This is a genomic window from Gayadomonas joobiniege G7 (assembly GCF_000300815.1).
GTDB classification, from domain to species: domain Bacteria; phylum Pseudomonadota; class Gammaproteobacteria; order Enterobacterales; family Alteromonadaceae; genus Catenovulum; species Catenovulum joobiniege.
On sequence record NZ_AMRX01000003.1, the window covers coordinates 46,763 to 72,277 of the forward strand.

A 25,515-nucleotide genomic window follows, 5' to 3' on the forward strand; every position below is an offset into this window, starting at 1 on the left:
GACTTGTTTTGCCCCTTATTTTATGTTTGTCTGAATGATCGGAAAAAATAAGGCAATAGCCCTTATGATGAGTGTAATTAATGGATAATATTCAAAAAACAATAGACGACATTTTCGAATATTTGCAGGGCGTCTGGTTAAAAAAACGCAATATTTTAATTTTTGCTTGGTTAATTTGTCCGCTTGGCTGGATTTTTGTGGCCAATATGCCAAATGTTTATGAATCATCGGCTAAAGTATACGCAGATACGCGCTCAATATTGCAACCTCTGTTACGCGGCCTCGCTTTGCAAAACAATATTGATCAAGAGCTACAATTAATCGCAAGAACTTTATTATCGCGACCAAATTTAGAAAAAATCGCCCGTAATGCAGATCTTGATCTGCAAACTTCAACGCGCGCGGAATATGAGGCGTTAATCTCTCATCTTAAAGACGCAATTAATTTCAGAGCATCCGGGCGAGAAAATATTTACACAATAGAATATGAGGATCCTTCTCCTGCGGTCGCTAAACGAGTGGTCGAAGAAACTCTTACGTTATTCGTTGAATCAACTTTGGGTTCAAGTCGACAAGATTCAGACACAGCCACTAAGTTTTTACAATCCCAGATCACTGAATACGAAAAACGTTTAACAGAAGCGGAAAACCGTTTATCAGACTTTCGCCGCAAACATGCGGACATTCTTGTTGAAAGTGCCGGTGGTGTGCACGGCCAGTTAGCGACATTAAAAAGTAATTTAGAAGAAGTTAACTTACAAATTGATGAAACTCAGTCGCGGATAAAACAGGCAAAAGACGCGCTTAATATCTCAAGTCAAACCGCAGTTTCTAATCTAGATGCGAACTCTAGCCTTATTGAAACTGAATATGACGAACGCATTAAAAGTTTAGAACAACAATTAGATTCGTTATTAATTCGTTATACGTCTCGCCATCCTGACGTGATTGAAACCCAGAATATGTTGGCGCAGCTTAAACAACTCCGTGAAGAAAAAATTGCAAGTTATCGCGAGCGATTAGCCTCAGCCGATTTTGACAGTAACGAAAATGTTTCTGGTAAAGTGGGTGAAGAGCTATTAATTTCTTTACAAGAATATAAAAATGAGTTGGCTTCGTTAGAAGTTCGTAAGCGTTCTTATATTGCCAAAATTGATGCTCTACAGGAAAAAATGGACTTAATCCCGCAAATAGAAGCACAAATGTCGGGTTTAAACCGCGACTATGATATTACCAAAGGAAAATATGATGAGTTGCTCAGTCGTCGTGAGTCAATGCAAATGTCAAAAGAAGCCGATCTTCAGTCGGATGATGTGCAGTTCAGAATCATAGAACCACCAAGATTAGCCCTTGGGCCTAGCGGACCACCAAGAATACTTTTGAATATTCTCGTTTTGATATTTGGTTATGGTATTGGTGTTATGGTCGCCTTTTTAACGAGCCAGTTGAACCCAATTGTTGTTTCGGCTTCTCAAATCAGCCGAGTCACAGGTTTGCCAGTTTTAGGTAAAGTTTCGCATGTAAATCATCGCGAGCTGAAAAAGCAGGCAAACAGAAAACTGATCGTATTTTGGAGCCTAAATGGGGTGTTGCTATTAACTTTTTGTGGATTTACTTTGATGGCACTTATGGGTCTAAGATTAGATAGTGAATTTATTAGCACAGTGTCTGACACTATCCGAAGTCAATTATAGGGCGATCAAATATGAGTACAATTGAAAAAGCGCTCGCCAAACAGGGGCAAACGAAAAAAGAGGCTCAAGTGGCGCGTCAGTCAGATGGAGAAACTTCGACTTCAGTCACTTCACGGACAGCAAGTACGCGGCAAGGCAAAACGGTTGAGTTACCAATCGAGCAATTAGCCGAGCAGGGATATGTCACGCCAGGAGCCGATCGGATTATCATCAACGAAGAAATGCGGGCAATTAAACGCAAGTTATTAAGCAATGCATTCGGCCCCATTTCTAAAACCATTACGGATGCTAACTTAATCGCAGTGACGAGCAGTGTGCCACAAGAAGGTAAGTCATTTACCGCCATTAACCTTGCGTTTAGTATTGCAGCTGAACAGGATAAAACCGTTTTATTAGTCGATGGTGATGTATTGAAACCCTCACTCACGAAAAAACTTCAGCTGGAGGGGCAAGTCGATGAAGGTTTAATGGAGTATCTTTTGGCTGAAACAGACCAAGTTAGCGACATAATATATTCGACTAATGTTGCGAACCTTAAATTTATTCCTGCCGGAAAGCATAATCACCTGGCTACTGAACTCTTATCGAGCGAGCGCATGAAAAAACTTGCTGACGAGTTTGCTCGACGCTATCCGGATCGAATTGTGGTCATAGATGCACCGCCGATACTGGGGATTAATGAGACCATTGTGGTAACACATTTTGCGGGTCAAATTTTAGTGGTTGTTGAAGAAGAGAGTACGAATCTAAATGATTTAAAAAAGGCCGTTGATCATTTGGACAAAGAAAAAGCAATTGGTTTTGTTATCAATAAAAGCAAATCTAACAAAGAAGCGAGCTATGGTTATGGTTATGGATATGCCTATGCGAATGGTCACAAAGCCTAAGTATTTAACATTGCTACTGGCGGCGGTCTTAAATCCGGCGGTGAAAGCGGGGGATTGGCAATTAACTCCGCAAGTTGAAGCAAATTACCATTGGGTGCAAATTGATACAGATAACAATATTTTTACCGAAAGTGAAGGCGAGCACAGCGATCAGGTTCAGCAATATAAAGCGATATTAGATACAGATTATATTAGCCGACGCTTAACTTTCACTTCAACAGTCACGGCTGATGCGATTTATCACAACAATGATCAGCCCGACTGGGAAAAGGTTTATTATAATGCTGCCAGTCAGCTTGAGCTCATCGAAGACCGACTTTTTTTGTCGGCTTCTGGACAGCGAGATTATCGAATTATTAATAGCCGCTATGGTGTTTTTGCCGATAATATCGTTGGCAGTGAGGCGCTCTCTGCGGTTGAACAGAAACAAGCAAGTTTAAAGTTTAAAAAAGCTGGCAGTCAATCTTTAAACTTTGTCGCTCAGGCAAGCATTATGCAAAGTGAAGCGGACAAATCTGACTTAGCACAAGCGGAACCACAGAATGACTTAACGACCGCATATGATACTAAAAGTGCTTTGTTTTCAGCGACCGCGAGCAATGGTTACAATAGTGCTGTTGATTGGTTGGTATCAGTTAGTTCTAGTCAATCAGATAGGGTCGATGTATCCGATTTTGAACAAAATCAACTAATCGCGCAAATTAAAGTGCCGCTCAGCGAACGTTGGGCTTGGAGCAATAATGCTCGGGTCAGTCGTAGTGAGATTAAAAATCAGGACGATTTATCTGACGGCCTTGCATATCAGCAGTATGGCACTGGCATAAATTATCGCTTTGGGCAAAAAAGCAACATAGATATTTTAGCCTACCGTTCGAAAGTCGGTGATGAAGAAACTCGCTCTTTTATTGGCGGGACCTTATCTTTGTATTTTTCTCCGCGCACTGATCTCATGTTGAATTATGATCGCAATCAATTTGGTGAAAACTACGAGTTTACATTAAATCACGCCAGCCGTTTTTGGCGAACACGCGCCTATTATATTGAAGGTATCTCGCTTGATACATTAGATCAATTTAATGAAGAGGTAGTGGGCAGTTTAGTCTGTAACAGCAATGAATTTGATATTGGCAGCTGTTATATCCCCCTAGAACCAGATTACCAACTTGCAGCAGATGAGCAGTTAATCACTTTTACTAACACGGTTTACGAACTTGAAGACCAAGTGACTTTTGAAGAGCGTGGGGGGCTAATATTATATTTAAATAACCAGCGCCGATTAACAGGCTCCCTTGGGATAGGTTATACCGAACAGGAGGTGCTTGAAGGTTCATTGGCTGGACGTAAGCAGCGCTCCGAAGATTATACAATGCTGTTAGCGTATGCGCTGTCGTCGCAGACTTCGCTTGAGTTTAGCAGCCGCTTAAATCGGATTGAGTACTTAGGTGAAGTCAACGAAATTGGCGAACCTCGTACAGATGACAATATGTTTACATCACTCACATTGAGCTCTCAGCGTAGTCAACATTTGACCTTGGAGGCGGAGTTATCACGGAGAGAATTTGATGCTAATCGTCTTGATGCAGACTATGTTGATGACCGACTTAGAGTCGGTTTGATTTACCAGTTTTAGTTTTACAAAACGAACACTCTATCGTCGCCAAGCGAATGCTCGTGTGCCAACCTGGTTAATCAGGTTGGCACTTACTTTGTTTAAAGTTTTAAACTCTGAATAAACAAATTAGATTGGGCCAATGACTTTTCAATGTCTTGAATGATGTCATCCACTTCGCGTTCAATTTGTCGTAACTCACCTCGCAACGCCCCCATAGACTGAGCATTAAGGTTATGTTTTAAATATAGTACATTATCTCGTAACGCAGTTAAAAAGGGCTGCATTTTATTTTCAGCTTGTTTCATGCTCATAATGAGCTTTCCATAGTTCATACGCGTATCACTCAACCTTTGCTGGCTCTGGTTTTTAAGGTTGGCGTTTTGAAATAATTCAAGCTCTTCCTCCCACTCCTCAAACAACTCCTCTGCGACCGCTTCAATTTTTTTAATGCGTTTATGCACTTTATCCGCGGCGTCTTTACTGTCTTCATATTCACTGTTTAACTCATCATAAGCAACCTGTAGGTCACCCCCACTAAAATTAACGAGTGACTGAAATTTTTCTAACGCAGAGGTAAACTCTTCTCTTGCCTCTTGCTGGGCTTCTTGTCCTGCTTCAACACGATCTACCAGAATGTCTCGTTTGTGATAACCGACTTTTTCCATAGCGGAATAATAAGCGGATTGACAGCCAGCCAGTGACAGAATGCTAAAAACGAATAACGAATGTAAAATTGGCTTCATAAAAATTTTCTCCATATGTGAATGCCGGATGCCGTTGAGATTATATGTATGACAACGGATGAATATAAGTATATATCTACGCACCCAGATTGCTAAAGATTTGCAAAATATTGTGGATTAGTGCGAAAAATTTATTTCAAGTCGTAAAGCAATGCCAAAAGTCTGAGCATAATCCATTTTTTGTGGATGATGGACGAAAGGTTCAATTTCCAGATACAGCCATTCTCTCATCGTTTGGCATCGGTAACGAAAAAACAAACCGTAGTTTTCTACTAAATAATCGTCATTTTTATTAATGAGCCCATGAGAAAAAAAACCACTGACCATGGCCGCGTTCGATTCAAACTGATAGTAGTGTAACAAACTATGCCGCCACTCCGAAAAAGGTTCATCTTGAATATACTCCCACCCGTTAGCAAAGCTTAATAAACTTTGTGAAGATAAAGCATAGTTATAGTCTAGGTTGAAACGCGCCCCATAGCCTTGGTCCAAATAATAATAAAGGGCAGGTTCAAACTCCAACTCTGTTGCATTGGTTAAATTAAATGTTCTGCGGTAGCGTGTTCTAAAATAAATATCAGAACCGCCATCGATACCAACTCGAGCTGATAAATATTTGTTATCTTTTATAAAACGGTTAAAGCGCAGAGCCAAGCTTGGGTTGTCCTTGCGGCGATTTGCTCTGGCCGCCGCAATATTTTTATCGGCTTGATTACGTTCATCATCTTCATCATAATCAGAAAAAATGATATCCCAGCGATCTTTTAAATTAGGAAGTTTAGCTTTTATGCGAAACTGGTGCTCAAAATTTGCCAACTGTGTCTCATACGGGACATAAGCTAAGGTAAATTTAGCATGGGATTTAGAAATATTTTGTGGGTTTGTTTTATCGGTAACAAAAAAACTGTCAAACCATACAACACTGTTGTGAATCGATGAGTTAACTTGTTGATGCCAACTGTCATACCAGGTATGCGAAGTTTTGTCAGCTTGTGCTGCTAACACCCTGGGACAGTAAAAAATTATTAATAGGCTTATGTGTAGCCAAGTCTGCATTGTTAATTTAATATACACAACAATTTAAATTTATAATAATTGAGCATACTGCATAGATCATCAGTCTGCCACAAAAACAGGAGTCAATTATGTTGGGTGGAATTAGTATTTGGCAATTAGTCATTATATTAGTGATTGTCATTTTATTATTTGGAACCAAAAAACTTAAAAACATTGGCGGTGATTTAGGTGCTGCGATTAAAGGTTTCAAAAAAGAATATAATGGTGATGATGACAGCAGCAAAACAGATTCAGAAAGCACAGAACAAAAAAGACAACTTGATTCAGATAAATCTGATACGAACGCTGAGCGAGTAAAAGATCAGCAAAAAGTTGAAAAATAATGCTTGATATTGGTTTTTGGGAACTTGTTATTATTGCCGTGTTGGCACTTGTGGTGTTAGGGCCAGAGCGCTTACCCAGCGCTATTCGCTCGGTGATGTCGACGGTTCGTTCGGTTAAACAGACAGTGAATAACGTTAAAGCTGATATCAATCATGAAATGCGAGTGAGCGAATTGCACGAGCATCTAAAACGCGCTGAAGAAAAAGGCATGCGAGATTTAACCGACCAAGAAGAGAGTGCAATTTCTGAGCTTAAAAAAGCGGCTGATGAGATTAATCATTTAAAAGAAGAATTTAACCAACCTAAAATAAATAGCCAAAAGAAGCAGAATCAACCAGATGAGTGAGTCACAGTCATTAGTTAGTCACTTAACCGAGCTTAGAGACCGTTTAGTTAAAATCATTCTTGCTGTTTTGATCGTGTTTGCAGCGTCTGTAACTTTTGCCAATGATATTTATCATTGGGTTGCGCTGCCGCTGATTGAAGCGTTACCAGAATCTACTAGTATGATAGCTACCGGGGTTGCAACACCATTTTTAACACCTTTTAAATTAACTATGGTGTTATCGATTTTTGTTTGCATGCCGTACGCTCTGTACCATGTTTGGGGATTTATCGCGCCAGCACTTTACAATAACGAAAAAAAACTGGTTGCGCCGTTATTATTCAGCTCATCTTTGTTATTCTATTTGGGTATGGCGTTTGCTTATTTTGTTGTTTTCCCGTTGGCTTTTCCGTTTTTTGTCGGAGCTGCACCTGAAGGTGTTACTGTATCGACTGACATTAATAGTTATTTGGACTTTGTTTTAAAGCTGTTTTTTGCGTTTGGTATTGCTTTTGAGATCCCAATTGCTATCGTTCTTATGGTTTGGACTGGTATGACAACGCCTGCTTCGTTAGCACAAAAGCGACGGTTTGTTGTGGTCGGTGTGTTTGTCGCAGGCATGTTATTAACACCACCAGATGTTATTTCGCAAACACTGCTCGCGGTACCTATGTGGTTATTATTTGAAGTGGGTTTGATCGTATCAAAACTTTACCAAAAAAAAGAAGAGACAGATGAAACCGCTTAATTGGTTTGATGCTGGTGTTAATTTGCTAAACGGCCAGTTTGATAAAGATAGATTAGATGTTTTGCGAGCCAGTAAAGATGCTGGCATTCAACATCAATTATTAATTGCGAGTCATTTGGCTGAAGCGCAAGCCAATCTTGAATTTATCCAAACTGAAAACCATTTATTCAGCACAGTTGGCATTCATCCGCATGATGCTGTAGCGGCAAAAGCAGAGGACTTTAGCCAAATAGAACATTTATATACTCAACATGATAGTTTAGTTGCCATTGGTGAATGTGGTTTAGACTACAACCGGAATTATTCTCCACAAGAGGTTCAACGCACAGTTTTTGCAAAACAACTTGATATTGCGTCTCGTCTACAGGCACCTTTATATCTTCATCAACGTGACGCCCACCAAGATTTTTATCAGCTCATTGCACAGACAGATTTGCGAGCTGTTCCAAAACTAGTGCATTGTTTTACTGGGAATCAAACCGAACTTGAAGCTTATCTAGATCTAGGATGTTACATTGGTATAACCGGCTGGGTGTGTGATGAACGGAGAGGACAGGCCTTAAAAGATTTATTGCCGAAGATCCCGCTGTCACGGATCATTTTGGAAACGGATGCGCCATTTTTAATACCTAGAAACATCCAGCCCAAACCGAAAACTCGGCGTAACTTACCCAGTTATTTACCCTGGATCGCGCAAACCATCGCAGAGGCTAAATCAATCAGCTTGGCGCAAGTCGCAAGTGCCACTTTTGCAAACAGTGTCCGGTTTTTTAATTTAGACAGTGCGGTAAAAATTAATGAGGAATAATAGATAATGGCAATTGCACAATTTTCTAAAACTCGCATGCGTAGAATGCGCAAAGATGCCTTTAGCCGAGCTTTAATGGCTGAAAATAAATTAAATGTTGAAGATTTAATATACCCTGTTTTTGTTGTTGAAGGTAAAGACCGACGCGAACCCGTGACATCTATGCCAGGAGTGGAACGTAAATCAATTGACCTTTTAGTTAAAGAATGTCAGCAGTTAGTTGAGTTGGGCATACCGGCGGTTGCCTTGTTCCCCGTCACACCGGTGGAAAAAAAGAGTTTATATGCTGAAGAAGCTTATGCTGATGATGGCCTTGCGCAAAAGGCCGTGCGTGCGATAAAAGAAACCTGTCCGGATCTCGGTGTGATAACAGATGTCGCTCTTGACCCATTTACGACCCATGGGCAAGATGGCATAGTGGATGAGATGGGTTATGTTCTCAACGACGAAACCTGTGAAGTGTTAGTTAAACAAGCCTTGTCACATGCAAAAGCAGGCGCCGATGTGGTTGCCCCTTCCGACATGATGGATGGGCGAATTAAATTAATTAGAGAAGCACTGGAAGCTGAAGGCTACCTAAATACCCGTATTTTATCCTATGCCGCTAAATACGCCTCTTCTTTTTATGGCCCGTTTAGAGATGCAGTTGGTTCTGCGGCTAACTTAAAAGGCGCTGACAAAAAAAATTATCAAATGGATCCAGCTAATTCAGATGAAGCCCTACGAGAAGTTGGTTTAGACATTGAAGAAGGTGCTGATATGGTTATGGTTAAACCAGGTATGCCATATTTGGACATTGTCAGCCGAGTTAAACAAAGTTTTAATTATCCGACCTTTGCCTATCAGGTTTCAGGTGAATATGCGATGATTAAAGCTGCGGCTGAAAATGGGTGGCTAAACGAACGAGAAACTGTGTTAGAATCTTTGCTTGCGTTTAAACGGGCGGGTTGCGATGGAATTTTGACCTATTTTGCAAAAGATGTCGCAATTTGGTTAACTGAATGAACCATCTGTCAATGACTCTGTCATATTGGCTGGTTCTACGATTTGTCAAAACAGAATAAAATTTTTACATGTTAGTTTATTGCAGTAATGCAAAAATATAAGAGTGACTAAGGGGTGCTCATGAAAATAAAAAGTGTTGGGATTAGCGCACTAGTAGCGGGTGCCGCTATGTTATCAGGCTGCGGTAGTGATTCAGGCAGCTCCAACGATTCCAGTTTCCTGACTTATTATAATTTATCGTCAGATGTCGCTCAGGTTGAGTTATATTATGATGATAGCTTAGTAACATCAGTTTCGTATGAAAATAAATCTACGCGTCAAACATTGCCTGCAGGCTCTGAAACCATAGCGTTAAAAACTGAAGAAGCAGGTGATGTCACCAAAACCTTGTATGAAAGCGAATTGGATTTAGGAAAAGACAAACGTAATTATTTAATCTCTGTAGGTGAGTTGGCCAACGGCGATGAGCCTTTGTTATTTACTTATGAAAGCCGAGATCTAGACGATGAAGAGTTTGAGTTTAATTTAATTCATCTTGCTAAAGATTTTGGCGATACTGTGACCATCAAATTCATTGAAAACGAAGATAATGAATTAATTGAAACCTTTACATTAGCTTATGGTGAGTCGTTAACAGAAACACTAGAAGGTGATACTTATTACATTCAAGTTGAAGACAGCCAAGGCGAAGTTTTATACACCTCACCGGATGCCACTTTTATTGACGAAATTCAATACTATTTTGTTTTGAAAAACGAAACTTTAAACAGTGATAAGATCTTAACCATGGCGCGTCTAGTTGACTCATTTACTAGTCCAACCGTTTACCGAGACGAAAGTCTGAATTCATTCTTCCGTTATTATAATAGCGCAGAGAGTTTAGGTCAGACACAGTTAACACTTACTAAAGGCGCAACGACCGAACAATTAGATCCGCAAGATCCGGATAGCTTGCCTGAATTATCAACTGAGTTAACAGCAGGGACTTACAAGGTCGTTTTAAGTGGATCTTCAATTAACGGTGCGCTGTATAACTTCTCAGCAGGTCAAGATACCACACTGGTATTTTATCGTGATGAAGACGGTAAGCTAGATGATGTTTCGTTTAATAATACCGAGCGCCCAAGCACAACTAACCATCAGGTAACTTTTGTTAACTTGTTAAATAACCAGGGTGATGATGAAGTTGATATCTACTTTGTTGCCTCTGACGCAAGTTTTGAAACCACTAGTTATCGTATTACAAATACTGAACTCAGTGACGTTGCCCGTATTGCATTACCGTCTGATTATTATGATATTTATGTCGCAATTGACGACGGAGAAGGGGCGCCTAGAGTCATTGCGGAAGAGCTCAACGTGCATTTTTCAACAGATGCAGAAGCCGGCGATTGGATCATTTTTGCCGAACCAGCAAGCGATACTGATACACCGGTAGAGGGTAGCCCTTCTGTGATTAACAGAGTGGCCATGTAAAGCAAAGTTTAACCTGTTTTTGACTTTATCAGGAACAGGTTAATTATGATCTGCAAGCAGGCAAAAAATTGCGGTATAATCGTTTGTAGTAAAAATGAATATTTCTATCAAACGGGGAAAATACGTGGGTATTTTAAATAAACTTAATTTTAAGAAGCTGTTGTTAGTTTCTAGCATTGCTGTTGCGCCTTTCACATTTGCAGCAGATATGAGTGATCAAGCTATTGCTGAACGGTTAAAACCAGTCGGTTCTGTGCATATTGCAAGTGCTGATGGGGCAGCTGGAAATGCATCAGCGGGTGGCGCTCGAAGCGGAGAAGCTATTTTTAACGCCTCGTGTACAGCCTGTCACAGCGCTGGCGTGTTAGGCGCACCTAAACCAGGCAATGCCGCTGATTGGCAACCTAGATTAGAAAAAGGCATGGAGACCTTGCTTAAGCATGCCATTAATGGTTTTAATGCAATGCCTCCAAAAGGCACCTGTGGGGATTGCTCAGATGAAGAAATTCAGGCCGCTATCGACTATATGACATCAGGCCTGTAAAAATTATCGGCCGCGTACCCTTGTTACCTCAACACTAAACGCGGCCTATTCTATGTTTAAAAAATAAAACTCTCTCACAAATACGCGCATATCCTAGCTATCTGCTATAGTGATATTTGAGCAAAAATAATAGCAGCAAAATATACTAACCAAAGCGAAGGCGATAAACGAGTTCGAGACGATGCAGTCATATAAATTGCGCCACTTAAAAAAATTGTTAGGACTAAAAAAACAAGCAGTGACCGTGCATTCGGTTATCCGTGAACTTGCTGGTTTAGCTGCAACGAGCAACGAATTAGACTATTTTTATTTACAACTGCATGAAATTATTGCGCGTTTAGTAAAAGCTCCGAATTTATTTATCGTGTTCCGGAATCACTTAACTCAACGTTTAGAAATTCCTTATTATGCTACCCAAAATGAACCACTGAAAAAACCAAATCTGCCAGACAGTGTATTAGAGATGGGGTTAACTGGATATTTGTTACGGCAAAAATCTTCGCTGTTGTGTTCGTATCAAGATTATCAAAATCTGGTTGAGCAAGGCGAGATTATCGAATTGGGGCAGCCTGCAAACAGCTGGTTAGGCGTTTATATTACTCGAGAAAACGGTGACCCTGGTGTGATCGCACTTGCAAGTTATCAGTCTGATGTGCTTTTTTCAGAGCAGGATAAACTGGTGCTTGAACTTATTTCAGAACATATTATTCATGCGATCGACCGAGTGACTTACCATGCGCAAATGGCGAGAGAAATCGGCAGCCGAGCAACTGCTATGCGCGAACTCAGAGAAAAAATAGAAACCGAAAAGCGCTGTAAAAGCAAATTCGTTAACATCAATCAAGCCGTATTTTCTGTCTACGAAAAATATGATTTGGCGGACCAGTCCGAGAACATGTACTCATGTTTAAGTGACTTGATTCAGCAACAATTTAGCTTGCCGCATTATATAGTTCAATGTGATAAAAGTTCAGATGAGTGGCAAATCTTAAGTGAGCTAAGGTGCAAGTCAATTCGTTCGTTAGCCACGCAGAGGTCGCTAAACCAATATCTGGCAATGGAACCTCAACCTAGAGTACTAGAGCAAAAAGAGCTGAATGATCTAATTAAGTTACAGCTGATACCTGAGGCTATGCAGTCTTTAAAAAACTTCACGCTTGCTAGTGCTGTATTGTTAAATAACTCTGAGCAAAGTGTTTTGTTGGTGATGCAGGCCGAAGACGAAGAACAGAGCTTATCAACTGACGATTATGAAGTATTTAGTTATCTATGTTTCCAGCTTCGGTTGATATTAAAACAATGGCAAGCTCAACAATCAGTTAATCAATTCGAATATTATCTCAAGAGCCAAAGCGATTCATCGGCAGATCATGAGTTAAAACAGCAAATTGTTGAACACAAGAGAATTCAAGAGCAGCTGTACTATGATGCGAACCATGATTTACTCACTGGGCTACCAAACCGTCAGCTGTTTAACCGTAAACTATTACATGCAGTAGCGTCCTGCAGTATGAATGAAGATAGTGCCTTTACGGTGATATTTATCGATTTGGATAAATTTAAACTGATCAATGACTCTTTTGGTAGCCAGGTAGGAGATAGCTTTTTATTAGAGGCGAGTCGTCGCATCACTGAGTTTGTTCACGAAGAAGATGTGCTCGCTCGTTTAGGCGGTGATGAATTTGTGGTGTTGTTAAATAGCTGTCCAACGGTTGAGCAAGCTAAGCAGCTTGCAATGCAGTTAATTGATCGTTTAAACCAGTGTTATCAAATTGAAGGGCGAGCAATCTATGCCAGCTGCAGTATTGGCATCACGAGCTCAGAACACGGATATCAAAAACCGGCAGATGTATTAAGAGATGCAGATACCGCTGTTTATCAAGCGAAAAAATTAGGGCGGGGGCGATACGTTGTATTTGATAAACAGATGCACCTTCAGCTCATCGAACAATTAACGCAAGAATACGATCTGCGGAGAGTCATTAAACAAGGTGACATTCGCTATCTTTATCAGCCGATAGTGCAACTTGAAAATAATGGTGTTTGTTCTGTTGAAGCTCAGGCCAGATGGTACCACCCTGACAAAGGGGTTGTGGCCCCTAACAACTTTTTTCACTTAGCCGAGGATAGAGGTTTATTACAGCAACTTGAGTTTGTTATGTTAGAAGATGCAATAGAAGCGCTTAGCGGGAAGAGTTTACCAACAGATATCAACCAATTATCGGTCAATTTGACCTCTGTTACCCTGTTAGATAATCAATCTATGGTGAACTTACAAAGTTTGTTAACCCTGTCCACGGCGGTCAATAAAAAGCTAATCCTGGTATTTGATGAAATGGATGTTATTCAAAATATTGCGGCATTTTTACCGGCACTTCGCAAGCTGCGTCATTATGGCGTTCAGGTTGCATTAGATAATTTTTTAACGTCAGGCGGCAGCTTCCAGTTGCTGTTTAGTCAACAATTAGATGTGCTTAGATTACCGGCTCAGTTACTCAAAAAAGCAGAGAAAGATACAGATTTACGAACGAGCATTATAGAATCAGTAGCCATTGCAAAGCGTTTGGATATACAGTTGGTTGCGGTTGAGGTCGAACATACCGAGCTTGCGGCCAATGCAGCCAAACTCGGTATTGAATATTGCCAAGGTCAATTTTTAACGGGGGAGACTCCGAGAAGTTTGCGATCTGACTCAAAAAAAAACCGTCATTTGAGTAAATCGCGTAAGTTTGCAATGTGAGCCTGGCCTTTTTGTTGGCGTTCTGCTTGGCTCGTTTTAGGTTTATTTTGTTCCCACTGGATATCGTCTTGTGGCATTTCGTATAAAAACCGGCTGGGTTCTGGTTTTATTATTTCACCAAATTGTCGGCGCTCTTTAGCCAAGGTAAAAAATAGCTCTTTTTGCGCACGCGTTACACCCACGTAAGCCAAACGGCGTTCTTCGTCAACATTGCCCTCATCAATACTGGACTGATGGGGTAGCAGGCCTTCTTCAGCGCCCACTAAAAAGACATAGGGAAACTCTAATCCTTTGGATGCGTGTAACGTCATTAATTGAACTTGGTCGGCTTCACTCTCTTCTTCCCCTCGCTCCATTATATCTCGTAGCGTGAGTCGATTTACCGCTTCTTTTAAGGTTAACGGTGCTTCATCAGAATTACCTTCAAGCATTTCACTGATCCAGGTAAACAATTGGCTGACGTTTTTCATTCGCATTTCAGCCGCTTTGCCACTTGGAGCACTTTCGTGTAAATAGCTCTCATAGCGGATACCTTTGATCAAATCCCGAACTGCGCTGGTCGCATCGCCGCGTTGCGCCCTGTCATCCAACTCCACCATCCAACGGCAAAACTGTTGCAAGTTTTCTAAGCGTTTACCGCTTAAGCTGAGTTCTAATTCGTTTTCAAATGCCGCAGCAAATAAACTAATATGATATTTGTTTGCCAGCATGCCCAATTTTTCTAATGTTGCAGGGCCAATTTCTCGTTTAGGCACATTGATAATACGCAAAAAAGCGTTGTCGTCGTCAGGATTCACTAATAAACGTAAATAGGCCATTAAATCTTTGATTTCAGCGCGCGCAAAAAAGGAAGTTCCGCCACTGATTTTGTATGGGATCCTATTATTCATCAGTACTTTTTCAAACACTCTGGCTTGATGGTTACCACGGTAAAGAATGGCATAATCTTTATAGTGACTGCGTTTCATATACTTATGCGCAATTAACTCAGAAACGACCTTTTCTGCTTCGTTTTCTTCATCGCGGGCAAACAGAACTTTAATCGGGTCACCATAACCCATTTCACTAAAGAGGGTTTTTTCAAAAACGTGTGGGTTATTGGCAATTAAAATATTGGCAGCATTCAAAATGCGTTGCATCGACCGATAATTTTGCTCTAGCTTAATTAATCGCAAGTTAGGAAAATCTTTTTGCAATAACATTAAGTTTTGTGGTTTAGCACCGCGCCAACTATAAATTGACTGGTCATCATCACCAACGACAGTGAATAACGCGCGTGAGCCCACCAAATATTTAACCAATAGGTATTGGCTGGTATTGGTATCTTGATATTCATCAACCAGTAAATAGCGTATTTTGCGTTGCCAACGTTCACGAACTTCCTCTGAGCGCTTTAATAAGAGGGTAGGCACCAAAATTAAATCATCAAAATCAAATGCATTATATGCCGTCATTTGTTTATGGTAGGCGTGATAAAATTCAGCTTGTAGTTTGCTTTCGTCGTCAGTTACTTGATTTAGCGCTTGTGGTGGCAATATTAAGTCGTTTTTCCACTGTGATATTTTATTTTGCAGTGCGCGCAGTTTATCTTTGTCGCCATCATATACTTTTTCACTCAGGGCTTTTAAAAGTGCTAGGGTATCCTGATCATCAAACAAGCTAAAGGCGGCCTTGATGCCCAACGTTCGGGTTTCTTTTTTTATTATATTTAGGCCAAGGGTATGGAAAGTGGATACCATAAGTCCTTTGCCTTTACCGTTTGGTAGCGTTTGATTAATCCGCTCTTTCATTTCGCGGGCCGCTTTATTCGTAAAAGTGACTGCAGCAATCTGTTTTGCCGTATAACCACAGTGCTCAATCAGATAAGCGATTTTATTGGTAATCACTCTGGTTTTACCACTACCGGCTCCAGCAAGCACCAAACAGGGTCCTTTAATGTAGCTGACAGCTGCAGATTGGGCGGGGTTAAGTTTCATATTCACGACCGGTAAAAACAATAAAACGGGCGCAAATTGTATGCTTTTACTGCCGCTAGCGCAAAAGTTTAACTGCGTATTCGCAATAAGCGAGTTAAGTTAATTGTTTGCTGGTGTGCTGGTTGTTTTTGCATACGTTTTGCAATCCGGTACTGATTGTCTATTAATTGTAAAGTTCTTTCTGTCGCACCTTGCATTTTCTGCTGAGAGGATTTTGCGGCGGTTGCTAATCTCAGTCGGGCTTGTGTATCTTGCAATAGCTGAGCGACGTTATTTGCTAAACTGCTTTCAGTGACTAACAAGCTGGCATTTTGCTCAGTTAAATAATGGTAGCTGGTGGCAAAGTTAAACGTATAGGGGCCATGAATAATGGCTTTGTATTGGCAAGCCGCTTCAAAAGGATTATGTCCGCCTCGTTCGACTAAACTGCCACCGATAAATACAATGTCGGCTAGGCTATTATATAAGTGCATTTCACCCAGCGTATCACCCACCAATACTTGCACTGTGCTTGCTAGCGGCCCTGTCAATTGACTTTTTTGTTGGCTGTTAAACGTTTTTTTGGCAATTTGATAGACAGGCAAAAACCGCTCAGGGTGGCGCGGCACTAGGATTAATAATAAGTCAGGCTGCTGCTTTAATAAATACTGATGCGCTTGCAAGATAATTTCATCTTCGCCTGGATGTGTACTCGCAGCTAACCATACTGGACGTTTTAATTTTAGTTGTTCGCCAAACGAAGTAATTTGACTTTTTTGTACGGCTGAAAGGTGAGTATCAAACTTTAAGTTACCTGTGACTTTTATTCGGTGCGCCCGGCAACCTAATTCGGCAAATCGCTTCCCATCAGTTGAATCTTGAGCGGCAACCACATCCAGTTTTTTCATCATTGAATTGGTCAGCTGGGCTAGTTTTTTATAACCTTTTGCTGAGCGTTCTGACATTCTAGCGTTCATGACAAAAATTCTGCAATGGTTCTTTTTAGCAGCATTGATGAGGTTAGGCCAAAGTTCGGTTTCCATCAGAATTAATACTTTGGGTTGCAGATGTTTTATAAAGCGATTTTGCAACCAAGGTAAATCAAATGGTAAATAGCAATGATGAACACTTGAGGCAAAACTTTTGATTATCTGCGCCGAACCCGTTGGTGTTGTGCAGGTGACTGTAATGGCTTCGTGCGGATATTTTTCTAGCAGGGCTTTAATAATAGCGTTGGCGGCAATGGCTTCTCCTAGGGAAGCAACATGAACCACAAAACCCCCTTTTTTAGCGTTTAATTTTTTCTGGCTTTTGCATAAGCGCTCACACCAGCGTTTTTTATAATCTGGGTTTAGTTTAGCTTTTTTTAATAAACGCAATAACATCAGCGGCAATAAGATACGCATGAGTTGGCTATAGATAAAGTGCATCATTCGGCGATTCCCTCAGCTTAATGACTTATATCTTGCTCTTTTGGCGTGTCATTGAGATGAAATAAAGATGACGTATTTTTGAAGCTAACAAGTAGTCGTGAGTGGTTTAGATGTTTAATTGGTCATTATTTAAAACAAAGATACGTTTTTATAAAAAATTAGGGTATTGGCCAAATATAGAGCAACCAAAAACTTTTAATGAAAAAATTCAACACCGAAAGTTTTATGCCTATAACAATCCCTTATATAGTCTTTGTGCGGATAAATATCGCGTACGTGAATATGTTACCAATAAAATTGGAGAACAGCATCTCATCCCGTTGCTTGATGTGGTTGATAAACCTGAGCAGCTCAATTTAAACGCATATGGCGAGCGCTTTGTGATCAAAACCACCCATGATTCGGGTGGGGTCTTTGTTTGCCGTCGCGGAAAGGTTAATACAGATCAACTGTTTAAAAAACTTGAAAAACATCTATCCCGGGACGCTGGAAAAAAACGGAACGAACACTGGTACTCTGAAATTCAGCCCAAAATCATCGTTGAAGCCTGTTTATTAGATAATGCTGGCAACTTACCGAACGACTATAAATTTCACATTTTTAATGCATCGGAAAAAACCGAGTATTACTTGCAAGTTGATTACGACAGAGGCAGCCAGCATAAACGAAGCATGTATGACCATCAGCGGCAATTAACGGATATTGGATTAGGAAAAAAAATTTATCAGAGATCGCTCGGCGAAATAAAAAATTATCCTCTGATGGTTGAATTGGCAAAATCGTTAGCGGCCGATTTTGATTATGTCAGGGTCGATTTATATAACATCAATGGACATATCTATTTTGGTGAGTTGACCTTTGCTCATGGTTCAGGTTTTCGCAAATTTAGCCCAAAAAAATATGACTGTGAGTGGGGGCAATTATGGCCTGAGCCTACGAACCAACTCTAATCGCGCGCTCGTTGGCTAAAATAAAACGGTAACAAGAGGAAGTTATGAAAAAACAAATAGTTTGTATCCATTGGGGAGACAAATACGGGCCAAGCTATGTAAACCGTTTGTATGCAATGGTTGCGCGTAATATAACCCCCCCTTTTCGGTTTGTATGTTTTTGCGATGACGCAGCAGGCATGCGCGAAGAAATCGAGTGTTTTGACTTACCGCCAATAAACTGTGAAATACCGAAAACCCGTAAAGGGATCTGGCCTAAAAGTCGACTTTGGAACCAACAACTTGGCGATTTAACTGGACCCTTTTTATTTATGGATTTAGATTTGGTCATCACCAGCAATCTAGATGCATTTTTTGAATATGGCGATCCAGACGATGTTATTTTAGCGCCAAACCCGACCAATCCATTTGAAAGGTTGGGTCAAACCTCAGTTTACCGAGCGCCAGTCGGTAAGCTTTATCCTTTGCTGCAACAGTTTGAAAAAGATCCAAAAGCTTTAATCGAGCAATATACTTTTGAACAAAGATACGTTACCCGAAATGCCCCAGGTGGTGTGAAGTTATGGCCGAAAGTTTGGGTCAGGCATTTTAGGCGTCATTGTAGACGGCCGTTTCCATTGAACTATTTTTTGCAATCAAAACTTCATGAAAACGCAAAAATAGTCATTTTTCCAGGAGGATTGGGTCCGCAAGATGCTATCAATGGGGTTCACCACAAGAAGTATGGCGATCATCTGCCGCCATTACAGTATATCCGCAACGGCATAATCGGCAAGCGCCACGAAAGTTTATGGAAACATTTAAAATACTACATTTTGCCAACTCAGTGGGTTAAAGACCTTTGGCGTGAATAAGCTGTTGGTAAAAGTCCAACATGGCTAAATTGGCATTTTCAACATAGTGAGCACTCAGATCGGGCTGATGGCGCTCAGGTTGGTTTAGTAAAAATTCGTCTATTCGATTAGCGAGATCCGCTTCGTCGTTTACTTTAAACAAAGCACCGCCATAATCATCGATTAATTCTTTGCAGCCACCAATATCAGAAGCAATAACAGGCGTTCCTGCATCCATAGCTTCTAATATGACTCTGGGTAAGGGCTCAAAGCGGCTAGGACACACTAATAAATCAAAACATTGATATAAATCTTTTATATCATCACGAAAGCCGACAAACTGAATGCGGGGGTCGTTTTGTGCAAGCTCTCTAAGTTGCCGCTCATCGCCACCGTTGCCAAAAAAACGCACTTTCAATTGATGATACTCAGGCCTTATTTGCAGCGCATTAATCAGTGTATCCCAACCTTTACTATTGTGGTAACGACCAACGGCCGCAAGTAAAATGTCTTGATCGTCAACACCAAGCCCTGACCGTAACGTTTGTCTTTTTTGTGCACTTATTTGGGCATGTGGGGTGAGTGAGTTATTAGCTTTGTGAATGAGACCTTTAAACCAAGGGGTTATTTCGTTCACCTGCCAGCGAGCGTTACAGACCAGACCATCCATCTTTTTAAACCCCCTGCCATTGGCACTAATGTGCAGTGTAGACAAAGTTGCTGCATTCGGTTGCAGGTTTGCCACTAAACGGGTTGCACGGCGAAGGTGGCAATGAATCACGTCCGGTTTTAATTGACTAAAAAGTTGTTTCAGCCTCCGACCGGTAAACCATTGATGATGAACTTCAATTAACTTAACCCGTTTGTCTAAACGATCAACAATTGAGCGTTGGTTTTTTCGGTGGCCTTTTCGAATGATTAGAGTTACCTGATGATTTTTTATTTGTTGATTACAAGACTCTGCGGTTGAGCGTTCTGAACCGGCAAAACCGCGCGAAAATATGATATGGACTATGTGTAAAGGTACAGTCATCGGTGAGTGTTTAACAAAGCCTTAAATATAAAAAGTTTACCTCCTTAATATGACATTAAAATGTAAATATTTATGTTTACACTAGGTTGCTATCATATTGTCTAAACATTGTTTAAATGCCGCATAATAATCGTCAAACCAAGTTGCCATTGGTGATTTTAGGAAATTCAAATCGCCGATTTTCCGGCGTAACCTCGACCATGTTACAAGTGCTGGAAGTTCATCAGCATCTAATCCCAGTGCGAGTATTAGGCGGCCATCATTTGCCCAAAAAAGAGCTGGCAATTAGTTTTTGGCAAGCGATAAAATTGATCCGTCGAGCTGGTAAAAATCAGCAACCTGTTGTTTTTCATGCTCGTCGCAATGATGAAATGATTCAAGCCTTGCTGCTTAAAAAGTTAACACAAAATGGCATAAAAATTCTTTTTACATCAACCGCGCAGCGCCATCACTCCAGGTTTACCAAACAACTGATGCTTCGTATGGACGGGGTTATTTCCACTTGTCAAGCGGCTGCAAACTACTTAACCATAGCACCAATGGCCATTATCCCACACGGGATAAATACTAAGGTCTATTATCCACCAGCGGATAAACAACAGCTGGCGTTAGAACTAGGGTTTGCAAAAGGCCCTTTAATTGGCATTTTTGGGCGCGTGCGTAAGCAAAAAGGCACAGATATGTTTTTGCAAGCCTGTCTTGACGTTTTACCAAAGTTTGCAACCGCGCAAGCCATTGTGTGTGGCGCGATTGATGATTCAGAGCTGGTGGCTGAATTCAAGATTCAATTACAGCAAGCGGGGTTAGATCAGCGCGTGCATATTTTAGCTGAGCAAAGTTTCAGCCGTGCACAACAGCTGATGCAAGCATGCGATATAGTCACCGCGCTAAGTAAAAATGAAGGTTTTGGTCTAACAGTGCCTGAAGCAATGGCTTGTGGCTGCGTTGTAATTGCCAACCGGGCTGGGGCTTGGCCGGAAATTATTCGCGATGGCGAAAATGGTTTTTTATTGGCAGAGCGAACTCAAACTGAATTGAATATGAAATTAGAACAAATCTTAGGTGACCCATCGAAGGGGGCAGAAATAGCTGCTTGTGCGCAACAGCAGGTTGTGACTCATTTTAGGGTAGAACAGGAAGCCAAACAATTGATCGAGGTTTATCAAACGCTGAGCTAAAGCTGAAAATATTGACAACACTGTGACAGCTTAAGGTAATTTCTGTTATCCTAGTCATTATTTTTTTAATTTGCCAAATCATGACTCAACGCCCCCCAATATCTTGTTTTGTAATTGCTTGCAACGAAGCTGACCGAATTGAAGCTTGTTTGCAGTCTTTGGCTGGCTGGGTTGACCAACTGATAGTTTTAGACTCTGGCAGTCAGGATAGTACGGTTGAAATTGCCCAGCGTTACGCTGATCATGTGTATCAAACTGATTGGCCGGGGTATGGCCCACAACGTAACCGAGCTTTAGGATATTGCAAGCATGATTGGGTGCTTAACATTGATGCAGATGAACGCTTATCGCAAGGCGCGAAAGATGAAATTGATGCCCTGTTAGCAAAACCAGACTTAGATATTAATTTTGTAAAGATCCCTTGGCATACCTATTTGTTTGGAGGGCTCGTAAAACGAGGTCGTTATGCCAGCCCGCAAGGCAAACTTTTTTATAAAGTTGATGCACAATTCAAAAACTCTCAAGTCCATGAAACTTTGCAGTTGCCTAACGAAAAAGTTGCGGTACTCAAGTCTCCTGTATTCCATTATAGCTGGCGCAGTTATCAACATGCTCAGGAGAAACATCTTAAATATGCGGCTTTGTTAGCAGAAGAAAAATATGCAAAAGGTAAACGTAGCTCTTTAAGTTTTGCAGTGCTGCGCTTTTTTACCGATTTTATTCAGCAATATTTTTTCCGAGCTGGTTTTTTAGATGGTAAACGAGGTTTTTTTATGGCCATGATCTTAGCCCAATATGGGTTTCATAAATATGCGGCGCTGGCTGCTTTAACCATGGCTGAAAAAAAATGAAAATACTGCATGTTTTAGTCACCAGAGTATCTCTACCTCCGCGTAAGTATGGCGGCACTCAGCGTGTAGTCTGGTCATTAGCTCAGGCGCAAAAGGCACAAGGACATCAAGTAAGGTTTTTGTGGGGAGATGCCCCCGAAGTGCCAGTCGGCACAATTAAAGCCATTAAAGGGCAACCACTGAACCCGTTAATTGGAGATTGGCCGGATATCGTACACTTTCATAAAGCACCCGATGAGCCAATTGATAAACCTTATGTTGTCACCGAACATTTTAATTCGCAGCAAGCCTGCGAGTATGACATCAATACAATTTTTTTATCTAAAAAACACGCCCAGCTCAACGGTGCCAATTGTTATGTCTACAACGGCCTGGATTGGTCGCTATATGGTGAACCTAACTTAGATTCAGCAAAAAAATACATTCACTTTCTTGGGAAAGCGAAAACCGCAACTAAAAATATTCAAGGTGCTATTTCGATTAGTCGACAAGCTTCAAAAAAACTATATGTTTTGGGTGGTCATAGATTTAATTTTGGTCGAAACGCGTATCATTGTTTGGCACCGAATGTTCGTTTTAAAGGTATGGTTGGCGGTGAGAAAAAAAATCAATTAATTGCTAATTCTGCGGCGCTTTTATTACCGGTTCGCTGGCATGAACCTTTCGGCCTTGCATATATCGAAAGTTTATATTTAGGATGCCCTGTTTTTGCGACACCATATGGCTCATTGCCCGAGCTTATTGAAGATCCGTCGACCGGTTTGTTATCTGATAAAAGCAAAGTGTTAGCCGAAGGGTTAGCTGATTTAAATAAGTTTGATCGCAGAGCCTGCCATTATTCTGTTAAAGATCGATTCAGTGCCCAAACAATGGCACAAGGGTATCAAACCTGTTACGAAAAGGTGTTGGCCGGTGAGCAACTCAACACCAGAAAACCAGCCAGCCGCGGCGGTTTAACTGAGTTATTACCATTTAGCTAAGGATTTACCGTGACTGTAAAACCCATCAGTGTTTATTTTATCACTCTCAACGAATCAGCAACCATTGCTGAAGCGATTCAATCAGTGCAAGCGATTGCCGATGAAATTATCGTGGTTGATTCTGGTTCGACCGATAACACAGTCGAGATTGCTGAATCACTGGGTGCTCGTGTGATTAAACAAAGCTGGTTGGGGTTTTCGGCGCAAAAGTCTTTTGCGATGAAACAATGTAGAAATGATTGGGTTTTTAACCTGGATGGGGATGAAATTGTTCCTGAAAATGTAAATAAGGAAATAATGCAACTTGTTGCCAGTGATTGCTGTGATGCCATCCGAGTGAACTTTGAAGACATTTTTATGCAGCAACCTATGCACAAAAAGTCTCATAAACGTTCCATTGTGCGGGTGTTTAATCGGCATAAAGTGCGTTACCCCCAAGATCGCTTGGTGCACGAAAACGTGATTGTAGAAGGCAAAGTTGCACAAATTAATGGCTGTATTATCCATCATGGTTATGCCGATGTGGGAAATCTGATGGCAAAACAAAATAAGTATTCGAGTCTATCAGCGAAAGAAAAGTATAAAAAAGGTAAAAAAGCATCTTTGTTAAAACTTTTTGGTGTTTTTCCTGTTATGTTTTTAAAAGAGTACCTTATCCGTAAAATGTTCTTATCGGGCGTTCGCGGTTTTGTTCACGCCATGATCTCTGCCATGTATGCATTTTTAAAAGAAGCAAAACTGTATCAAGCAGAAAAAACTAAAAGGAGATAGGTATGAGTTTGGGCGCTGTTTTGCCGCTGTCGGTTCGTGGTAGTTATGATGTTGATGATTTAGGACGCACAGAAATATTATTAAAGTCTTTATCAGAATTTACCCCCTCAGGGTTCTTTAATTGCTTTTTAATCGTAACACCGCCAGATGAGGTTGAAGTGGTTCGAAAGCGCATCCAGCCTTGGAGTGAAAGGTTCCCGATCCGTGTTGAAAGTGAAGAAACCTTAGTGCCTGAACTAAAAAAACATCGCCATATTCGGGGGTGGCGCAAACAGCAGTTGGTAAAATTAGCTGCGGCTAATTATTTACCAGATGGTTTTTACCTTACTTTTGACGCCGATGTTATTTGCTTGCGGCCGATAAAAGAATCGCAACTAATTATCAATAATAAAGCGATAATACAATACGAAAAAAGGGCTCTGCACCCGAAGTGGTGGCGATCGTCTGCTCGTATTTTAAAAGTATCAACAAAGCTTGGTGATCCAGAAATAGGAATGTCGGTCACACCGGCTATATTAGCGACTGAATTAAGTAAAAATGCGATGCAGCATATTGGCGGGAAAAAACACTGGGCTGACTATTTATGTCGCTTACACAACCCCAAAAACCCTAACAATTGGCGTTTGTCACGTTTTTTACAGCTTAAATGGACAGAGTATTCGTTATACTATTTGTCTGCTTTAAAAAGCGACTTATTGCACAATTACCACATTTGTTGTGGCAACAGGGAGCGGCCACAACAACTGCTGGTCCATGATGCCCACCCTTTTGAAAGTTGGCAGCCAGCAAAAACTTTTGCTAAAGATCAAACTGGCTTATTTTGTGTGGTCGGCAGTAAATCAATGTTAGAACCGGCCGAGGTTTGGCAAACCGTGGCACCTTATATCAAAAAATAACTTGGCAATTGGGAGCAATATAAAGTAATTTTCCTGCTACGCTTAAGCCAAACACTAATAGTGAGAGTATATGCAAGCAAATTCATTGAGCCAAAGCTATGCAGATAACCTAAACAGTCATATTGAACTGTTTAAAACCCTGCAGACGCATCAAGACAAGTTACTTAAACTGGTCGACGTATGCCATAGTGCCATCAAAAACGGTGGCAAAATTGTTTTTTGCGGCAATGGCGGCAGTGCCGCAGACAGCCAGCACTTAGCGGCTGAGTTTGTTGTGCGCTTTAAAAAAGATCGCAAAGCATTAGCAGCAATCGCATTAACAACAGATACCTCGATTTTAACCGCACATGCTAATGACTACGGCTTCGATACCGTGTTTGCCCGTCAAGTTGAAGCTTTATGTTGTGATAAAGATGTGGTGATTGGTTTGTCGACTTCGGGACAAAGTCCCAATATTAACCTAGCTTTACAAGCGGCGAATGAGTTAGGGGCAACGTCTATCGCTTTTACTGGCAGGGACGGTGGAAAGGTTAAAGACATCGCACAAATGTCTATTATTATCAATCACCCTGAAACTGCACGTATTCAAGAAGCTCATTTATTTATGGGCCATTGGTTGTGCGAAGCTTTTGATCTTATCTACGCGGAGTAA

At 41.0% G+C, this 25,515-nt stretch carries 24 protein-coding genes; 19 read left to right on the plus strand and 5 right to left on the minus strand.

Annotated elements, in window-relative coordinates; genetic code table 11:
* Positions 1-80: 80 nt before the first annotated feature.
* The 3 genes from C727_RS0104205 to C727_RS0104215 are packed head-to-tail and all read left to right on the plus strand — an operon-like array spanning position 81 to position 4,211.
* Positions 81-1,694 (plus strand): XrtA system polysaccharide chain length determinant, encoded by a 1,614-nt coding sequence (locus C727_RS0104205; RefSeq protein WP_017444374.1) that lies wholly within the window; start codon positions 81-83, stop codon positions 1,692-1,694.
* An 11-nt stretch (positions 1,695-1,705) separates the two neighbouring features.
* On the plus strand, positions 1,706-2,581 hold the full coding sequence (locus C727_RS0104210; protein ID WP_017444375.1) for an XrtA-associated tyrosine autokinase: 876 nt from the start codon (positions 1,706-1,708) through the stop codon (positions 2,579-2,581).
* Entirely contained in the window at positions 2,559-4,211 is a 1,653-nt protein-coding gene (locus tag C727_RS0104215; RefSeq protein ID WP_017444376.1) for a porin family protein, read from the plus strand. The genes C727_RS0104210 and C727_RS0104215 overlap by 23 nt, the downstream gene beginning before the upstream one ends.
* Before the next feature lie 80 nt (positions 4,212-4,291).
* Here the strand turns inward: C727_RS0104215 and C727_RS0104220 are convergent, their stop codons facing one another.
* Positions 4,292-4,936, minus strand: a complete 645-nt coding sequence (locus tag C727_RS0104220) for a DUF2959 family protein (protein WP_017444377.1) — start codon at positions 4,934-4,936, stop codon at positions 4,292-4,294.
* Positions 4,937-5,053: 117 nt separating this feature from the next.
* Positions 5,054-5,941 (minus strand): hypothetical protein, encoded by an 888-nt coding sequence (locus C727_RS0104225; RefSeq protein WP_017444378.1) that lies wholly within the window; start codon positions 5,939-5,941, stop codon positions 5,054-5,056.
* A 140-nt stretch (positions 5,942-6,081) separates the two neighbouring features.
* On the opposite strand from C727_RS0104225, the gene tatA reads away from it, so the two are divergent.
* The 8 genes from tatA to C727_RS0104265 all read left to right on the plus strand — a co-directional run bounded on the left by tatA (position 6,082) and on the right by C727_RS0104265 (position 13,983).
* Positions 6,082-6,336, plus strand: coding sequence for a twin-arginine translocase TatA/TatE family subunit (gene tatA, locus C727_RS0104230; RefSeq protein WP_017444379.1), 255 nt, complete (start codon positions 6,082-6,084; stop codon positions 6,334-6,336).
* A complete protein-coding gene (gene tatB, locus C727_RS17945) occupies positions 6,336-6,683 on the plus strand; it encodes a Sec-independent protein translocase protein TatB (RefSeq protein WP_017444380.1) in 348 nt (115 codons plus the stop codon). Before tatA ends, tatB begins: the two co-directional genes overlap by 1 nt.
* Positions 6,676-7,410: a twin-arginine translocase subunit TatC gene (gene tatC, locus C727_RS0104240; RefSeq protein ID WP_017444381.1), complete on the plus strand. Its 735-nt coding sequence runs from the start codon at positions 6,676-6,678 to the stop codon at positions 7,408-7,410. Before tatB ends, tatC begins: the two co-directional genes overlap by 8 nt.
* A complete protein-coding gene (locus tag C727_RS0104245) occupies positions 7,397-8,218 on the plus strand; it encodes a TatD family hydrolase (protein ID WP_017444382.1) in 822 nt (273 codons plus the stop codon). The genes tatC and C727_RS0104245 overlap by 14 nt, the downstream gene beginning before the upstream one ends.
* Before the next feature lie 6 nt (positions 8,219-8,224).
* Entirely contained in the window at positions 8,225-9,223 is a 999-nt protein-coding gene (gene hemB / locus C727_RS0104250; protein ID WP_017444383.1) for a porphobilinogen synthase, read from the plus strand.
* Between the two features lie 120 nt (positions 9,224-9,343).
* Entirely contained in the window at positions 9,344-10,699 is a 1,356-nt protein-coding gene (locus C727_RS0104255) for a DUF4397 domain-containing protein (protein WP_017444384.1), read from the plus strand.
* Positions 10,700-10,793: 94 nt separating this feature from the next.
* Positions 10,794-11,243, plus strand: a complete 450-nt coding sequence (locus C727_RS0104260) for a c-type cytochrome (RefSeq protein ID WP_420196316.1) — start codon at positions 10,794-10,796, stop codon at positions 11,241-11,243.
* 181 nt (positions 11,244-11,424) lie between these two features.
* Positions 11,425-13,983: a diguanylate cyclase domain-containing protein gene (locus C727_RS0104265; protein ID WP_017444386.1), complete on the plus strand. Its 2,559-nt coding sequence runs from the start codon at positions 11,425-11,427 to the stop codon at positions 13,981-13,983.
* On the opposite strand, the gene rep is transcribed toward C727_RS0104265, so the two are convergent.
* Together rep and waaA are read right to left on the minus strand one after the other, a co-directional pair.
* A complete protein-coding gene (rep, locus tag C727_RS0104270) occupies positions 13,950-15,959 on the minus strand; it encodes a DNA helicase Rep (RefSeq protein ID WP_017444387.1) in 2,010 nt (669 codons plus the stop codon). The two genes, C727_RS0104265 and rep, sit on opposite strands and share 34 nt — an antisense overlap.
* A gap of 68 nt (positions 15,960-16,027) precedes the next feature.
* Positions 16,028-17,371 carry a lipid IV(A) 3-deoxy-D-manno-octulosonic acid transferase gene (gene waaA, locus C727_RS0104275; RefSeq protein ID WP_017444388.1) on the minus strand — a complete coding sequence of 448 codons (1,344 nt, stop codon included), beginning with the start codon at positions 17,369-17,371 and terminating at the stop codon, positions 16,028-16,030.
* Between the two features lie 110 nt (positions 17,372-17,481).
* Here waaA and C727_RS0104280 point away from each other — a divergent pair, with 110 nt between their 5' ends.
* Both C727_RS0104280 and C727_RS0104285 read left to right on the plus strand, forming a co-directional pair.
* Positions 17,482-18,321 carry an ATP-grasp fold amidoligase family protein gene (locus tag C727_RS0104280; protein WP_017444389.1) on the plus strand — a complete coding sequence of 280 codons (840 nt, stop codon included), beginning with the start codon at positions 17,482-17,484 and terminating at the stop codon, positions 18,319-18,321.
* A 44-nt stretch (positions 18,322-18,365) separates the two neighbouring features.
* Positions 18,366-19,175 (plus strand): hypothetical protein, encoded by an 810-nt coding sequence (locus C727_RS0104285; protein WP_017444390.1) that lies wholly within the window; start codon positions 18,366-18,368, stop codon positions 19,173-19,175.
* Here C727_RS0104285 and C727_RS0104290 read toward each other — a convergent pair.
* Positions 19,153-20,187 (minus strand): glycosyltransferase family 4 protein, encoded by a 1,035-nt coding sequence (locus C727_RS0104290; RefSeq protein WP_017444391.1) that lies wholly within the window; start codon positions 20,185-20,187, stop codon positions 19,153-19,155. The genes C727_RS0104285 and C727_RS0104290 overlap by 23 nt on opposite strands.
* A gap of 116 nt (positions 20,188-20,303) precedes the next feature.
* On the opposite strand from C727_RS0104290, the gene C727_RS0104295 reads away from it, so the two are divergent.
* The 6 genes from C727_RS0104295 (at position 20,304) to C727_RS0104320 (ending at position 25,515) form a co-directional block, all read left to right on the plus strand.
* Positions 20,304-21,365 (plus strand): glycosyltransferase family 4 protein, encoded by a 1,062-nt coding sequence (locus C727_RS0104295; protein ID WP_017444392.1) that lies wholly within the window; start codon positions 20,304-20,306, stop codon positions 21,363-21,365.
* Between the two features lie 80 nt (positions 21,366-21,445).
* Complete coding sequence (locus C727_RS0104300) at positions 21,446-22,216, plus strand: glycosyltransferase family 2 protein (RefSeq protein ID WP_017444393.1); 771 nt, start codon at positions 21,446-21,448, stop codon at positions 22,214-22,216.
* Positions 22,213-23,196, plus strand: a complete 984-nt coding sequence (locus C727_RS0104305) for a glycosyltransferase family 4 protein (protein ID WP_017444394.1) — start codon at positions 22,213-22,215, stop codon at positions 23,194-23,196. The genes C727_RS0104300 and C727_RS0104305 overlap by 4 nt, the downstream gene beginning before the upstream one ends.
* Before the next feature lie 9 nt (positions 23,197-23,205).
* Positions 23,206-23,967, plus strand: a complete 762-nt coding sequence (locus C727_RS0104310; RefSeq protein WP_017444395.1) for a glycosyltransferase family 2 protein — start codon at positions 23,206-23,208, stop codon at positions 23,965-23,967.
* Between the two features lie 2 nt (positions 23,968-23,969).
* On the plus strand, positions 23,970-24,863 hold the full coding sequence (locus C727_RS0104315; RefSeq protein ID WP_017444396.1) for a DUF6492 family protein: 894 nt from the start codon (positions 23,970-23,972) through the stop codon (positions 24,861-24,863).
* Positions 24,864-24,933: 70 nt separating this feature from the next.
* Entirely contained in the window at positions 24,934-25,515 is a 582-nt protein-coding gene (locus C727_RS0104320) for a D-sedoheptulose 7-phosphate isomerase (protein WP_017444397.1), read from the plus strand.

What these genes read in the sequence shown, in the direction of transcription:
- C727_RS0104205 (WP_017444374.1), top strand. Translation starts at nt 81, where the DNA reads ATGGATAATATTCAAAAAACAATAGACGACATTTTCGAATATTTGCAG.
- C727_RS0104210 (WP_017444375.1), top strand. Translation starts at nt 1,706, where the DNA reads ATGAGTACAATTGAAAAAGCGCTCGCCAAACAGGGGCAAACGAAAAAA.
- C727_RS0104215 (WP_017444376.1), top strand. Translation starts at nt 2,559, where the DNA reads ATGCGAATGGTCACAAAGCCTAAGTATTTAACATTGCTACTGGCGGCG.
- C727_RS0104220 (WP_017444377.1), bottom strand. Translation starts at nt 4,936, where the DNA reads ATGAAGCCAATTTTACATTCGTTATTCGTTTTTAGCATTCTGTCACTG.
- tatA (WP_017444379.1), top strand. Translation starts at nt 6,082, where the DNA reads ATGTTGGGTGGAATTAGTATTTGGCAATTAGTCATTATATTAGTGATT.
- tatB (WP_017444380.1), top strand. Translation starts at nt 6,336, where the DNA reads ATGCTTGATATTGGTTTTTGGGAACTTGTTATTATTGCCGTGTTGGCA.
- tatC (WP_017444381.1), top strand. Translation starts at nt 6,676, where the DNA reads ATGAGTGAGTCACAGTCATTAGTTAGTCACTTAACCGAGCTTAGAGAC.
- C727_RS0104245 (WP_017444382.1), top strand. Translation starts at nt 7,397, where the DNA reads ATGAAACCGCTTAATTGGTTTGATGCTGGTGTTAATTTGCTAAACGGC.
- hemB (WP_017444383.1), top strand. Translation starts at nt 8,225, where the DNA reads ATGGCAATTGCACAATTTTCTAAAACTCGCATGCGTAGAATGCGCAAA.
- C727_RS0104255 (WP_017444384.1), top strand. Translation starts at nt 9,344, where the DNA reads ATGAAAATAAAAAGTGTTGGGATTAGCGCACTAGTAGCGGGTGCCGCT.
- C727_RS0104260 (WP_420196316.1), top strand. Translation starts at nt 10,794, where the DNA reads ATGAATATTTCTATCAAACGGGGAAAATACGTGGGTATTTTAAATAAA.
- C727_RS0104265 (WP_017444386.1), top strand. Translation starts at nt 11,425, where the DNA reads ATGCAGTCATATAAATTGCGCCACTTAAAAAAATTGTTAGGACTAAAA.
- rep (WP_017444387.1), bottom strand. Translation starts at nt 15,959, where the DNA reads ATGAAACTTAACCCCGCCCAATCTGCAGCTGTCAGCTACATTAAAGGA.
- waaA (WP_017444388.1), bottom strand. Translation starts at nt 17,371, where the DNA reads ATGATGCACTTTATCTATAGCCAACTCATGCGTATCTTATTGCCGCTG.
- C727_RS0104280 (WP_017444389.1), top strand. Translation starts at nt 17,482, where the DNA reads ATGTTTAATTGGTCATTATTTAAAACAAAGATACGTTTTTATAAAAAA.
- C727_RS0104285 (WP_017444390.1), top strand. Translation starts at nt 18,366, where the DNA reads ATGAAAAAACAAATAGTTTGTATCCATTGGGGAGACAAATACGGGCCA.
- C727_RS0104290 (WP_017444391.1), bottom strand. Translation starts at nt 20,187, where the DNA reads ATGACTGTACCTTTACACATAGTCCATATCATATTTTCGCGCGGTTTT.
- C727_RS0104295 (WP_017444392.1), top strand. Translation starts at nt 20,304, where the DNA reads ATGCCGCATAATAATCGTCAAACCAAGTTGCCATTGGTGATTTTAGGA.
- C727_RS0104300 (WP_017444393.1), top strand. Translation starts at nt 21,446, where the DNA reads ATGACTCAACGCCCCCCAATATCTTGTTTTGTAATTGCTTGCAACGAA.
- C727_RS0104305 (WP_017444394.1), top strand. Translation starts at nt 22,213, where the DNA reads ATGAAAATACTGCATGTTTTAGTCACCAGAGTATCTCTACCTCCGCGT.
- C727_RS0104315 (WP_017444396.1), top strand. Translation starts at nt 23,970, where the DNA reads ATGAGTTTGGGCGCTGTTTTGCCGCTGTCGGTTCGTGGTAGTTATGAT.
- C727_RS0104320 (WP_017444397.1), top strand. Translation starts at nt 24,934, where the DNA reads ATGCAAGCAAATTCATTGAGCCAAAGCTATGCAGATAACCTAAACAGT.